Origin of the sequence: Legionella bozemanae (genome assembly GCF_900450575.1) — a bacterium.
GTDB lineage: Bacteria > Pseudomonadota > Gammaproteobacteria > Legionellales > Legionellaceae > Legionella > Legionella bozemanae.
The window spans coordinates 479,452-493,844 of sequence record NZ_UGGY01000001.1; the positions used below are offsets into that span (position 1 = coordinate 479,452).

The window sequence follows — 14,393 nt, forward strand, 5'->3', positions numbered from 1 at the left end:
ATATGCCACGCATTCAACACATTACATCATTGCCTAATGATAAGGGGATGGATGTGTGTAAACTTGTAAAAGAACATCACTTTGGTTTGTATGAAACCATAGGTTTGCGCCCGAGCCAAGAGGATGCGGCCTTTGCATGTTGGTATGCACGCGATCATTTTAAATACCTTACCCCTCAAGAAATTGGTCGTCGTTTGTGGACGAGTTATCACCTGATTAATATTTTAGGACGCAATGTGATGTATGGAGGTACTACCGCATCAACGACTGTATATGATGGCCATGGCGCGTTGATCACTGCAACTTTAGCAGACTCCATTTCTTTTGCAGTGATTTTCGACACGCAGGGGGAGATAGCAGGTGTAATGCGTTTAAATAATATTATTCATCATCCCAATGTAGAGCTAGAGCGTATTCAAAGAGCTGGAGGGGTAGTTTTTTTTGATCGCATCGATGGTCAATTGGCGGTATCCAGGGCAATAGGAGATTTTGATTATAATGCCGAGGTAGTTTGTGCTGATGCAAGTATCGATATCAATTACCTTGATGAAATTTATGAACATATAGGTATCTCCAAAGAAAACGTAGGAAAAGTGCAATTGATTACGACATGTGATGGTTTTACCGAGCCTTTAGCGTTTCAGACTAAAAAAGAGCATGAGCAATGGCTTTTAAATTGTTTAAGGGAAATACCCTCAGCAAGAACGCTAGAGGAACAGCTATTAGCAAAAATGCTTGCTAATAAAGCGCTTGAATGGGGATCTCGAGACAATATTTCAATTGCCGTACAAACACTTTCTCTGTCTTTACCTTTTTTGATAGGGATTTATGATGGTCATGGAGGAAAAGAAGCTTCACGCTACACTGCGGAGAATATAGGCGCTGTTTTTGACTATCAGTGCTCCTTAACTCAAGAGGCCTATGCACAGCAATCGTTGAGCGCAGAGAAAAACTTCACGATATATTATCGCGATAATAAGGATCGAGAATGGTATGAACCTTTAGCTGATGCCGCTAAAAAAGAAAGAGAGTCTGAGCTTTCCAAATCTGGAGGTGTGCGCTCACAATTGCAATTATTGATGGAGCAAGCGGAAGAATATCTCACTTCAGCGAAAGGAAAAGGAATGGATAAGAACGCTGCTGCAAATTTAGAAACAGCTGTACACCATTTTTATGGTGTGATGAACGCGCTATGTAACTTCTATACTGATTTGACTCTAAGCAAAGAAGAGTTTGGTGAATGTGTAAACTACATCCTCCGCTCCGATGCAACGTATCAATTCGTCCCTGTGCGGTATTCATTTTTGTCATTAAATTTCGAAGAATGTAAGGAACATGCAGAAATAATTAAAAAGAATAATTTGTTAATGCAAATAATAATGGACTTAACCGTGTAGTTGGCTCCATTCTGGAGCAGTGAACCAATCCAGAGCCCCTAGTAAGTTAAAGCGAAAATGTCCGGAGGCATATTACTTACACACCCAAATATCTTTTTGAGTGATTTATGTAAGTTCAATATAAAAAATAAGATGATACTATAAAAGGCCTATATGCTCATTGCCTTGCAGTGGTTCTGGTTTTTTCTCTTGTTGCTCCGAGCGCAGAATAGCAAAAAGCGTGACACAGGCACAAATCAATAGGTAAAGAGCCGGTGCTTCAGATAATTTCAATGCCTGGATGAGTTGTGTAAAAGCAAGTGGTGCCGCACCACCAAATAAAGCAATACCAAGACTATAGCTAAATCCAACTCCACAATAACGTAAATGGGCTGGAAATGATTCACTGATAAGAACCACATAGCTGCCATTGATCATTGCTCCAAATAAAGCAAAACATAAGGTGAAAACCCAGACAAAAGATTCGCCAAAATGGTTCAGCCCATAAAAAAGCGGGTAACACGATAAAATCAAAAGTGTGGCACCGAAGATAAGTAATTTTTTACGGTTACACCGATCAGACAAGCTGCCAAAGACTGCAGTGAGTACTGCAAAGCTTAAAAAGCTTACTAAATTAATTAAATAAGTATGCGTTACCTTAAGCTTCACTATAGAGGTAAGATAGGCAGGCAAATACAAAAAAAGTGAAATAATGCTGGACGAAACGGCAGTAAATAAAAAAGCATGGAATAATTTTTCCCATGATAAGGTCCACAGTCCCCAAAATGGCTGATGATGCAATTTTTCTTCTTTTACCATAGTTAGGAAAACAGGAGTTTCAATCGACTGCTTGCGAATTATATAGCTAATAATCCCTAAGCCAAATCCAATTATAAAAGGAATACGCCAACCCCAAGCCATCATTTGCTCTTGGTCCAAGAGCGATGTAAGAATAAATCCTACTAATGCTCCTAGGCTATTGCCAAGGGTAATGCACATGAATACAAGACCAATAGCAAACCCGCGCTTTTCTCGGGGAACGTGTTCTATCGTAAATACGGCAGCTCCAGGAATTTCTCCGCCAACAGAGAATCCTTGCATCAATCGTAGCAAAATTAGGACGACGGGGGCAGTCATCCCAATGGATTGATAACCAGGTAAACATCCCATAAGCAAAGTTGCGGTTGCCATCATAAAAACGGCAAGTGAAAAGGCGGATTTTCGGCCAAATTTATCGCCTAAGTGGCCAAAAAATACACCACCTATAGGCCGTGCTAAATACCCAAGCGCAAAGACTGCAAAAGTATTAATTAACCCAATAAGCGCATTGGTGTTTGCGAAAAAATTTTGACTAATGTAAGGTGCAAAGAGGGCGTAAATCGTAAAGTCATAAAATTCTAATGCACCGCCTAAGGCAGTAAGTGTCACAATTTTATATTGCTCTTTATTCATGATTTATTCTTTTCGCAAGTAACTCTGTCATCCTTCGTAGGCGGGGAGCCACTTTTAAATTGGCAATGTGGTCCATCATGAATGGATTCCTGCTTTCGCAGGAATGACAACATCCGCTTTTCTGTTCTCTTGATAGCCATTGGGCTATTATGTTGCATTGATTTTGACCTATAGGAATTTTTTTTACAAGAGAGCGTTATAAATTAACACCATAAATTTTTTTTGAACCCAGGTGCTACTAAATGAGTAAAGATTTACGATGGGGTGTGGATTTCCGGGACTTGAATGGCCCGGAATTGATGGTTATCGTATTTGCAGGGATTTAGTGTCGACTACTGACTCATCAGTACGCTCTGTAAAGGATTGAAATATACTTAATCGATGTGATTTACCAAAAGAAATTGGTGGTAAAATCTGATTTTTCTGGCTTTCAACTAAGGTCATGGCATTTTGGACGAGCAGTTTAAACCCTTCACCACAATCATCTTTATTCAATTCTGAGGCATAATTATCAATAAAAAATTGAGCTATTATGCTTGCGGAGTCGCCTTTTAGGCCTAAGATACCGTTTTCAATGAGTTCTGAGGTAGCACATTTATTTAAAATGGACCGTAAATGATCGAAATTAATATTCACATGGTGGTTTAAACTTGCAAATGTCTCTATTTCAATCTGGTTGAGAAACTTAATTGTCAATCCTCCTCGCCCAACACCTAAAAATGGTTCAATTTTTCCTAATTTAGGAATGAAATCTACATTCCAGACAGCGCGTTCATTACTGGACTTAATATAGAGCAGAGTGAGCCCCAATATATGTCTGGAGAATTCAGTTAGAGGGACTGAGCCAGGCTCTTTATTCTCAAATCTTAAAAAAGATTTCTCAATAAGACCGAGAAAGAACTCTATTTCAGGATTGTTTACTACTTGCGTCACAGATAAAAAAAGCTCATTTAAAAAAATTTCTCCATCTTTTCTATTTATTGCCGGAAGTGTTTGTAATAATTCACGCATTACTTTTAAATGCCACATAATTAGCCACCATAAGATTAGTTTGCGCAAAAAATAACAAAAATAGATTAAGAGAATATTAATTGAGCCTGTTAAAATTGGATAATTGAAATATACAATGTGCAACACGAACATTACATTCTGCAGGAGAGATATTTTTTTTGCAATAATGACTTTCATTTAAGCATCTGGAGTTTTTTTGAACTAATATGATACTAAGCGAGTACTGATTTACGGTGCTTCATCATGGACATAAAGGATCATTGGGACCACAATGCGCGAATGCCGTTACTTTTCATAGGTCATGGTTGCCCTATGAATGCAATTCAAACCAATAAATTTACATTGAGCTTGCAGGCATTAGGTAACAAAATTCCGCAACCCAAAGCGATCGTATGCATTTCAGCACACTGGCTAACGACAGGCACTTGGGTTACTCATATGCTAAGTCCCAGAACTATTCACGATTTTTATTGCTTTCCCAAAAAATTGTTTAAGGTAGTATATCCAGCCCCAGGATCTCCTGAAACGGCAGAGCTGATTAAAACCCTTGTTACTGAGACCTCAATCAATCTGGATGATGAGCAATGGGGATTAGATCATGGAACTTGGTCTGTGATGCGCCATATATATCCTCGGGCGAATATCCCTATTGTTCAGCTCAGTATTGATATAGAAAAACCCGAAGAGTTCCATTATCAAATGGGACAGCAGTTATACTTGCTGCGAGAACGAGATATTCTCATTGTCAGTAGCGGTAATTTAGTACATAACCTTTCCAAGGTTAGTTGGGAATGCAAATCAAAACCCTATGATTGGGCAATTGAATTCGACGAATGGATCAAAGAAAAACTAATACGTAGAGATTTTGTCGCATTGATTAACCATTATGGCAATACTCTTGCAGGAAAACTGAGTGTTCCTACTTGTGATCATTATTATCCCTTGCTTTATATTTTAGGTGCTGCACGAAGTGAAGACGAACTTGTTTTTATTTATGAAGGGATTGAGAATAGTTCTGTTTCAATGCGCACATTTTTTTTGGGTATGAATTTAAATAAACAATAATACTTAACTTTTTGATCTAATTAGCAAATAATCCTGGAAAAAGCAGTTGAAAGCATGGCGAGCAAACTAAAGGTGCTGAGAGATGTTGGATTTTTAAATTTTTTTGTGAAAACAGCAGTCGCTGCTACGTGAGCGAAAAAATTTAAAAAATCCGGCAGATTCAGTATCTTTAGCTTGCGCAGTAGGTTTTCCCCGCTTTTTCTAGGATAATAAAATAAACCGAATTAAAAGGAATTGTAAATGCAATCTCAAATGGATAAACCTCATATTCAATTAGCCATCATGTCACGCTGGTATGTCGTTTCACGAGCATTACATGCCGTAGCTAAATTAGGCGTAGCAAATCATCTGTCCTCTGGGCCTAAAAGGATTGATGAATTGGCGAAGGTTACAGAAAGTAAGCCGGAATTACTGGATAGAATATTAAAGTTTCTCAGTAGTTATGACTTATTTAATTACAACAATGGTTTTTATTCGTTGACTGAATTATCCAAGCCGCTGTGTGACGATGACCCTCATTCCATGCGCGATGTGTTATGTATGGTTGATGATGCTTGGTGGCAAGCTTTTTCCCAGCTGGATGTGAGTCTTAATACCGGAACGCCTGCATTTGAAATACAACATGGCGATGATTTTTTTAGTTTTCTAAGTAAAAATGAAGAGAAACAGCAGAATTTTGATAGAGGAATGGCCAAGCTATCTTCTTATGATGACGCGGCGATTAGCAATGCATTCAACTTCTCTGAATTTTCCAGTTTCGTTGATATGGGCGGGGGACGCGGAGGATTGGCGACAGCAATTACTAAGCAATATCCCGGATTAAAAGCTATTCTTTTTGATACCCCGGCAGTTATTGGTCAATTGGATCCTAATAAGTTCTCCAATAAAGTCACTCTTCAAGAAGGAGATTTTTTTGCGACAATCCCATCAGCAGATGCCTACATTTTTAAAGGCGTTTTGCACGATTTTAATGATGAAATGATGCATAAAATATTAAAGAACTGTGCCCAGCAAATGTCTAAAAATACAACTTTATTTATTGCCGAACAAGTAATGCCAGATGATGATAAACCACATCCCAATAAAACGATGGATATTGTGATGATGGTTTTATTAGGAGGCAGACAACGCACCTTATCTGAATGGCAAAAATCAATTGAACCTGCAGGATTTACTTTTAAAAACAGTTATCCAACAAATAGCTTATTTACTTTAATGGAATTTCAACCTAAGAAATAAGGTGGAGTAGGGCAGTGAAACTCCATTTATGAACGGGTAATCCTGTTTGGAAGATGGTAATTTATCGCGTTAAACTGAACTTTAGGTTTTTTTACAGAGGATTTTATGACCACTATTTTAATCTACTCATGCTATTCCTCGCTTTGCTCGTGAGGTATTGTTAGTTTTTTTTGAGTCATTATTCAATAAATAGTGCACTACGTCCCGCGGACAAGCCCTAAGAGAACCACGTAAAATTTGAATGTCATTTATGTTTTTTAATGAAATATACTCAACGCGATACGTAGGGGGTTAAATTTCGCGTGGATCGCTCAAGGACAAGCCGCGGGACTCAAGTTTCCCTGGGCTGCGTCAAGCTATGCTAATCATGATGTAACACAGAGCAAAAAATATTTTGCGGATCATAGAGTTCTTTTAGTTTCAGCCAATCCGTATAGCGTTCTTCGAAATGATTTTGCCAAAATTTTATATCCGACGAGTCTCCCAGATATCCAGAAAGATAACGCTTGCCACCTTGAGGTAAAAAAAGTGCATCCAGCTGTTTAATTGTTTCTAAACAACTTGGAATTAATGCTTTGGGCAAACCTGGATTCAGGATCATGAAAGCAAAAATATCTTTATCTTTAGGAAGTTGTAAAAAACCAACAGGAGTATGAGACGCGATCCGGGCAAGATGTACTACTGTAGCATAGTGTAAAGGCAAAGTAGCTAATAATTCTTCCAGATTATTTAATTGTGAAGCGGGTATAAAGCATTCATACCATGGATGTTGCAATTCCCATTGCCCCGTCATTTTCATTGCATCAAAACGCGAATCATGACGATGTAAATAAGAGTGGATTGATTCATCCTGGGTATGCAGTAAACGCCAGGGCTTTAATCCCAAATCGTGAAAATCAGGCGGCAGATTATCATACTCTAGAGCTATATGAAGGGAATAAAACCATTGCGCAAAAGGCAAACGTCCTTTTTTCGATAATTTCGCGCCTTGCAGTGCTGGTGTGCAAAATGATTCCACATAATCTGCCTTTGTTTGGCATAAAAGCAAATCATGAAGCCATGCGTCTTTATCCAAATAGAGCAAAAAGAAGGTCCTGACATTTTTTAAACAAGGTCTTAAGGCAATGCAGGCTTTAGTAATCAAGCCAAAACGCCCTTGTCCACCCAAACACGCGTGCATTAAAGAAGAGTGCTCTTCTGTCTTAACCAATTCTCCATCAGCCTTTAATACTTCCAAGGCTTTGATATGGGCAATCACACTTCCGTATTTGAATGATGAGGCCCCCATCCCTCCTGCAGAAAGTACGCCACCCACTGATAAATTACAATTATGGGGTACTACATAGGGAACGAGGGACTGTTTTAACGAATTATCCAATAAAGAAGCCCAGGTAGTATTTGCTTCTACCCAAATGGAGTCTGAATCAGCTTCCAGTGGATGATCAAAGTGTTTCATGTTGAGGATTACCCCACCAGGAACGGCAAGCGATTGGCCGCTTTGGCTCATTCCATTGCCGCGAAGTGTTATAGGTAAGTGGTTTTCATGTGCATAGTGTATGAATGATTGTGCATTCTCAGTAGTCTCAGGTTCAAAAACGGCTACTGGAGCAGAGTGAATCAATTTGCCAAAATCTTCGTGAAAAAAAACAAGCGAATGCTCATCACTGAGCATCGCTTGTCCAAACTTTTTCTTACACTGCTTTATGTGAGATAAGTTCCACTGGTTCTTTGTTTGCAGCATCTTGTTGATTCCTTTGTTTTGCCAATTCAAGTCTTCGATTACAAGCAATAATCAAGCCATCGAACATTTTGTTAAACGCATCATAGCAACGGTCAACCAATTTTAATGCTTCACGTCGAGTATGGACTGGTATTTGTCTTGAAAACAAAGAGCGTTCCATTTCTTCTTCAAACAAGGCATGAGCCATTTCTACTTCCAAATGTGATGTGGAGAAATATTTGAGGTTTTTATCTTCCCCAGTTTTTTTCACTTGTTTTGAAACTTTTTCAAAGAAAACGTGTCCGGATGATTCAATAGTTAGGAGGAGAACAATATTTAGAATTTCATCATTTGCTTTATACACTTCAGCTAAAATGGCATAAGCAGCATCACGAGTTAATTGGGTTTCTTTGCTGTAGAGCCAACTTACATCATTCGTATCATTTACTGAATCGATATTCACTGCCCCCATATATTTTTTATCATGTAGAAACCATTTTTCATGGCCTGCGTCTTCGAGTCTGTGATGACGGGCAACTTTTCTTAAGTAGGGATCAGTCACTCGTTCTTCATTTATTCTTAAAATATCTTGGAAGGTCATAGCCCAAAAAGTGAGTTCAGGAACAAAGTAGCTCAATTCTTTTAAACTTTTCAATTGTTCAAGTATTTCAAAAAAAGGATGATTCATGAATTCTTGTTGTTTGGAATCAATATAATCTTGTATGATTTTCATAGCCATCTCCATGAGAATTTGTTGGACACTTTCAACAATGCATAGTGCATACCAACTTTTTTCTCTTTTTTCCTCGCAAAAACTATGAAAAAAGGATATTTTTGCTTTTTTTCATAAAAAAAGAGCACGAACTGCCAATAAAAATGAACGCAAAATAATCACTGTGTCAAATTTTTGACAAAGCAATCCCTTGAATTTTTTACTGATTTTAAAATTCAAATCAATTTTGCCAATTTTTTGTCATATTGTTTAAGTTCTTTCTCTACTTTAGTCCAATCTATCTCTTCAATTCGCTCCACTTGGTCAGATATTTTATTTAAAAATTTCGCTTGTAACTCCCCGTGCGCTTGTGCTTCAGCATAAGGAGTATTAGTAAACATGACTAAAACATGCTTTGAAACATAGTCTTCTGGATATCGATGCATTAATTCGAGTTCTAGTTGTTTTTTTAAGTTGAATCGTGTGTCTCTAATGTCGATTTGAATTTCATGGAAGTTATCCATAGACATTTGTGCCACGGCATCAGTATTTATTTTTCTTGATTGATAGAAGGCAGGCATTACCTTTTTCCAATCATCATGATATTTATCTAAAAGCTCATTTAAAATACGGCAATCTTCAAACGCACTATTCATCCCTTGGCCAAAAAAGGGTACAACGCCATGTGCTGCATCTCCGATTAACAAGCATTGATCCTGGTAATACCATGGGTCACATTTTATAGTACTCATATTACCTGTAGGATGTTGTGTAAACTCTTCAATTAAATTGGGCATTTCAGCATATGCATCTGGGAATGCTTCTTGAAAAAAAGTTTTGATTTTCAACTCATTATCCAATTCTGCAAAACTGTTTTTTCCATCATAGGGCAAAAATAAGGAGCCGGTAATTGATTGATTAAGGTTGGGATTGCCTAACAATAAAAAGGCATCCCTTGGCCAGAGGTGTAGATGTTCATGAATCAGATGATTTTGAGCAGGCTCGCCAATAGAGAGTTCTTTATATCCATAAGGTAAGTAAGTACGTGATGCATGCACTAAGTGCTTGGCATGAAGTTGTTCACGAACTGCTGAGCCCGCCCCATCAGCACCAATTAGAAGTTCATAGTTTCGTTTTAAAATGGTGCCATCGGGTAGTTTAAACAGGACACTTTTTTTATCGACATCCAAATCAATGAGTTTCGTATTAAAATTGAGTTTAACTTTAGGATATTTTTCCGCTTCATTAAGTAATAACTTATTAAGATCATTACGTTGAATTGCATTAATGTGTTCGTTTGGATGTCGGCCAAAAGATTGAAATTTAATCTGCCCCTGCATTTCATGAATTGCGCGAGCACGCATGGGAACCATGAGTTTTTTTACTTGCGGCATGATGCCTACGCCTGCCATGCCGGTAATACCGCGACATGACAAAGCCAGGTTAATTGAACGCCCATCCTCTGCATGCATGGTTCTTAGATCAGGCCGTGCATCAAATAATTCAAGTTTATATCCTCTTTTTGCCAAATAGAGGGCGAGTAAACTCCCAGCCAAACCCGAACCAACAATGGTTACCTCTTTCATTCCAGTCTCCTTAGAACGATCGTAGCCTGCATGAAGGTATGGTTTAATCCGAGTTTGAGTTATAAAACGCTCGAGACAAACTATATTGCCTTCACTTCAGGTAACAATTACTACGACTACTGAGCTCTATTTAATCAATCAATTTAAAACATAAAAATACTCTAAATACATCGCACATAATTTTTTATAGCAAAAATCATACCGACTAAAAGAATTCGAAAAAATGGTAGGAAAAGTTAACCTAGAAAATCCGGCAGATTCAGTATCTTGAGTTTGCCAGTCATTTCAACTGTTTTTTCTAGGTTTAAGTATGACGAATAATAAAATCTTTTAATTCTTCTGCTTTTTGAGGCATTGCAAAATAATAGCCCTGGGCATAATCACAGCCATGCTGCATAATAAACTCGCGTTGTAATTCTGTTTCTACTCCTTCAGCTAATACTTCCAAATTTAAGCTATGAGCTAAATTGATAATTGCTTTTGTGATCGCAGCATCATTTTCCCGATTGACTAATTCACTGATAAAAGAACGATCAATTTTTAATTTATCAACAGGAAATTGCTTGAGGTAAGATAAACTGGAATAGCCAGTACCAAAATCATCAATCACTAATTTTGTACCCATGTCTTTTAACTCATACATTGTTTCAACAGCATGTTTTACATTATCAATAAGTAGGCTTTCTGTAAGTTCCAACTCCAAGAATTTGGCAGGTAAGCCTGTTTCAAGAAGAGTTTTTTCAACTATTTCGGGTAAATGAGCCTGACGGAATTGGCGGCCAGAGATATTTACAGCGATAGTGAGTTGGTCATAACCTTGATGATGCCAGCGTACCAGTTGGCGGCATGCTTCTTGCAAAACCCACGTGCCAATATCAAGAATTAAGCCATTCTCCTCAGCCATACCTATAAAATCATTGGGAGGAACATCTCCTAAAATATGGCTGTGCCAACGCAACAATGCCTCGAAGCCAATAATTTTATTGGTAGTTAAATTTATAAATGGTTGATATACCAGATGAAATTCATTTCTCTTTAGCGAATCACGTAATGCATTGTCAAGTTGCATGCGATTAATGACGCGCATGTTCATTTCTTTATCATAAGTGCGATAGGTATTGCGGCCATTATCTTTGGCATGATACATCGACAAGTCAGCACTTTTCATTAAAGATTCATAATCGTCGCCATCTTTGGGGAAGTAGCTGATTCCTATACTGCCTGTGATTTTTAAATTATGTTGATCAATCTGAAAGGGTTTGGCTAGAGAAGTAAGTATTTCTTCTGCTTTTTGTTGTGCTTGCATCTCGGTGGCAACATCCTGTAACAAAACAACAAACTCATCGCCACCTAAGCGACAAACGGTATCAAAATCATCAGTGGCAAGAAGCAAACGGTTGGAGACTGCCTGCAGCAGCCTATCTCCAATGCTATGTCCCAAAGTATCGTTTGTCATTTTGAAATGATCCAGATCAAGGAATAAAAAACCTAACATGGCTCCTTTCTTCTTGGCTTGTAAAATTGCTTGATCTACACGGTCGATTAATAAAACGCGATTGGGCAATTCTGTGAGTGAGTCATGAGTTGCTTGTTGAATTAACTGCTGCTCCATCTCACGCCGCTGAGTGACATCATTAAGAATACAGACATAATGTCTCACGTTATCAAATGAATCTCTGACCGGAGCAACACTTAATTCGCCCCAAAAAACTTCGCCGCTGCGTCGGTAACTTTCTAGCTCTACCGTTTCTTCACGGAATTCTTTAATTGCCAGATTTATCCGTTTTTGGTTCACATTTTCCAGCTTGCTTCCATGCAAAAGTGCCAGATTTTGTCCTAATATTTGCCTTTCACTATATCCTGTAATGCGTTCAAACGCTTTATTAACATAAATAATAGGCAAATCGGGTTTGGAAATATCAAGAATCGCAACACCATGAGTGCTTGCTTCAATGGCGCGCTCTCTAATACGAAGTTCATCTTCTTCCATCAATTTCTGGGTTATATCCCTGAAACTGTATACCCTTCCAACAATTTCGGAGCCTATTCGCTGTGGCTGGGTGAATCGCTCAAAAATTCGTCCGTCTTTAAAATGCAAAACAGGTAATTCTCCTTGCCACTCTGGATTTTCATAAAGATATTTCACGTCAGCAATTACTGCTTCAGGATTGCTTAGTTGCTGTAAAATATATTCAAAACCAATGCTTTCGGTACCTGATTCCAGCATATGAGAAGGAATACGCCACATTTCCACAAATTTTTGATTCCAATCAACTACTTGCCCCTTTCCGTTTACCATCATGATACCATCTGCGGTTGACTCAAGCGTAGCACGTAACAGGGATAAGGATTTTTCCAACTCTATATTTTTTTCAAGAATATCATGGGTTTTTACGTTAATATTTTCTGAAAGGGGCGCTTTAATAGAACGCTGGAATTCGGGTTGGGTGTGATACCATTTTTCAAGAAGGAGAGACAAGTTAGGGGTGGGGGTAATTATTCCTAACTCTTCACATACATTTGTAAGCGATGGTTCGCGGCCTTGCTTTTTAACATGTTCGGCGGCCTGTGCTACTTTCTGGTAATCTATTTTACGTCTCGCCATGTTCCCTCACCCATTCCCCTCTAGACTTGTAAATGAATCTCTGTTGTTCTAAGTCAGGTTAATTTAAATTATATACCTTTAATGCATTTTTTGCTTAAACAGAGCTGATACAGAAATTGCCTTCCTGTTCAACCGGAAACTTTCGTCAGAAAATTTAAAGTCTGTTTTACGATTCAGAGAGAGCGAGAAGAGATAAAATTCGTTTAACGCATAGACGATTCCCGCTTTCGCGGGAATAATATGTGACCTGATTTATTTTGGTTTTCCTGGAGCAGCCGGAACGGGTACTTGTTGCATCCCTTGTTTACTTGCTAATTGCTGAACTTGTGAGTTTACAGTTTGTATTTGGGTCTGTAATTGGCTTTGTACTGTTTTTATCTGATTTTGCAGTTGAGTATTTACTGATTGTATTTGTTGTTGCAGATCAGATTGTACTTTCTGAATTTGCGCCTGGAGTTGGGTGTTCATTTGTTGTGTTTGCTCTTGTTGTTGTGACTGTAATTGTTTTAGCTGGCTTTGTATTTGTGAATTAAATTGTGATATATCATCAGCCAAAGCAATATTGGCCAGAAAGACAGTACAAAAAAGTGATCTTGCTAAAATTTTCATTACCATTCCCTTACGTAAAAAATAAACCGGACCTAATACTTTAACCTAATAATCTATAAATTGACTAGATTCTGTTTTCATTTCTACTCTCATGGTCCAAAGACCTGAGGTGGTCGTCTACTGAGGTTGAAGGCGGGAAAGACTTGGAGCATCTGACACATTGTGCACTTGACCTTGCCTATGAATCATTCTATTACGATGACTATAAGGTATATAAGGTACTAGCGCTGCTGGCTCATTATGATCAGATTATCGACAAAGTGGAAAATCATAACGAATTGACGAGATGAAGTATAGAAAAGAATGGAGAGTCTATTGATGTCGTTATGGGCTAAGTATTTAACGTTTAAAGCCTAAGTAACAAAGGATTATCCCAAGAATCAACTCAAACCCCGCTGCGCTGTATGCAATATTTGCATTTTGCATAAAAACAAGAGTCGCTCTGTCAATATAATGTGGATAAAAAATCATGCTTGTCCCTTTCAGGAGTATAATCCAGCCAATAATGGTAATTAAGAGCCGCCAGCTCCACTGCCAAACATTATGGCTTACAACCATAAGTAATCCAATAATAAGAGTCCAAAAGCCGGTGACAAGCACTAATGGGGCATCCTTAAGTAACTCTTGAACATAAATTGTAAATTGCTGCAAGTTGGCAAACATAGCTAAGCTGACAATGATCAAATAAATCCCAAGAACTTTGCTTAAAAATTTCGATATGTCCATTTGAGCTCCCTCACTTTTTACACTACTTATAACTCAAGTGTAGTCGCGGATTAGAAGAAGTTCCTGCAGCAACGCCCAGGAACAAAATCTGATGATTCCCGGAGCTACGCTACATTTAACCCTTTATTATTTAGGGAGACGGCTGCTTGCAGCTGTCTCTTGATCACATCATCACATCTCTGCCTACACCCCGCGACTTGTTCGCGGGGCCCAGTGTTTTAGGGCAGAACGCCCGGATCCCGCGGACAAGCCGCGGGACGTCGGAATAGTGCCTGGACTGGTTTTCCAGCGA

The 14,393-nt window shown here is 38.4% G+C and carries 11 protein-coding genes; 3 read left to right on the plus strand and 8 right to left on the minus strand.

Features of this window, described 5'->3' with window-relative positions; all coding sequences use genetic code 11:
- Nucleotides 1–2 precede the first annotated feature (2 nt).
- Nucleotides 3–1,397 carry a PP2C family serine/threonine-protein phosphatase gene (locus DY223_RS02145; protein ID WP_082642382.1) on the plus strand — a complete coding sequence of 465 codons (1,395 nt, stop codon included), beginning with the start codon at nt 3–5 and terminating at the stop codon, nt 1,395–1,397.
- A 138-nt stretch (nt 1,398–1,535) separates the two neighbouring features.
- On the opposite strand, the gene DY223_RS02150 is transcribed toward DY223_RS02145, so the two are convergent.
- Nucleotides 1,536–2,828: an MFS transporter gene (locus DY223_RS02150; RefSeq protein ID WP_058457830.1), complete on the minus strand. Its 1,293-nt coding sequence runs from the start codon at nt 2,826–2,828 to the stop codon at nt 1,536–1,538.
- 303 nt (nt 2,829–3,131) lie between these two features.
- Nucleotides 3,132–3,857 carry a hypothetical protein gene (locus tag DY223_RS02155; protein ID WP_064115059.1) on the minus strand — a complete coding sequence of 242 codons (726 nt, stop codon included), beginning with the start codon at nt 3,855–3,857 and terminating at the stop codon, nt 3,132–3,134.
- Between the two features lie 225 nt (nt 3,858–4,082).
- On the opposite strand from DY223_RS02155, the gene ygiD reads away from it, so the two are divergent.
- Together ygiD and DY223_RS02165 are read left to right on the plus strand one after the other, a co-directional pair.
- Entirely contained in the window at nt 4,083–4,904 is an 822-nt protein-coding gene (ygiD, locus tag DY223_RS02160; RefSeq protein WP_058457832.1) for a 4,5-DOPA-extradiol-dioxygenase, read from the plus strand.
- A 240-nt stretch (nt 4,905–5,144) separates the two neighbouring features.
- The gene (locus tag DY223_RS02165) at nt 5,145–6,143 is read left to right on the plus strand and encodes a methyltransferase (RefSeq protein ID WP_058457833.1); all 999 of its coding nucleotides are present in this window, start codon (nt 5,145–5,147) and stop codon (nt 6,141–6,143) included.
- Between the two features lie 361 nt (nt 6,144–6,504).
- Here DY223_RS02165 and DY223_RS02170 read toward each other — a convergent pair whose 3' ends face one another.
- From DY223_RS02170 to DY223_RS02195, 6 genes are all read right to left on the minus strand, one after another.
- Complete coding sequence (locus DY223_RS02170) at nt 6,505–7,884, minus strand: FAD-binding protein (protein ID WP_058457834.1); 1,380 nt, start codon at nt 7,882–7,884, stop codon at nt 6,505–6,507.
- The gene (locus DY223_RS02175; protein ID WP_058457835.1) at nt 7,835–8,596 is read right to left on the minus strand and encodes a hypothetical protein; all 762 of its coding nucleotides are present in this window, start codon (nt 8,594–8,596) and stop codon (nt 7,835–7,837) included. The genes DY223_RS02170 and DY223_RS02175 overlap by 50 nt, the downstream gene beginning before the upstream one ends.
- 215 nt (nt 8,597–8,811) lie before the next feature.
- Nucleotides 8,812–10,161: an FAD-dependent oxidoreductase gene (locus DY223_RS02180; RefSeq protein WP_058457836.1), complete on the minus strand. Its 1,350-nt coding sequence runs from the start codon at nt 10,159–10,161 to the stop codon at nt 8,812–8,814.
- 304 nt (nt 10,162–10,465) lie between these two features.
- On the minus strand, nt 10,466–12,766 hold the full coding sequence (locus DY223_RS02185; RefSeq protein ID WP_058457837.1) for a sensor domain-containing protein: 2,301 nt from the start codon (nt 12,764–12,766) through the stop codon (nt 10,466–10,468).
- Nucleotides 12,767–13,018: 252 nt separating this feature from the next.
- Complete coding sequence (locus tag DY223_RS02190) at nt 13,019–13,375, minus strand: hypothetical protein (protein ID WP_058457838.1); 357 nt, start codon at nt 13,373–13,375, stop codon at nt 13,019–13,021.
- 339 nt (nt 13,376–13,714) lie between these two features.
- Complete coding sequence (locus DY223_RS02195; protein WP_058457839.1) at nt 13,715–14,101, minus strand: hypothetical protein; 387 nt, start codon at nt 14,099–14,101, stop codon at nt 13,715–13,717.
- Nucleotides 14,102–14,393 lie beyond the last annotated feature (292 nt).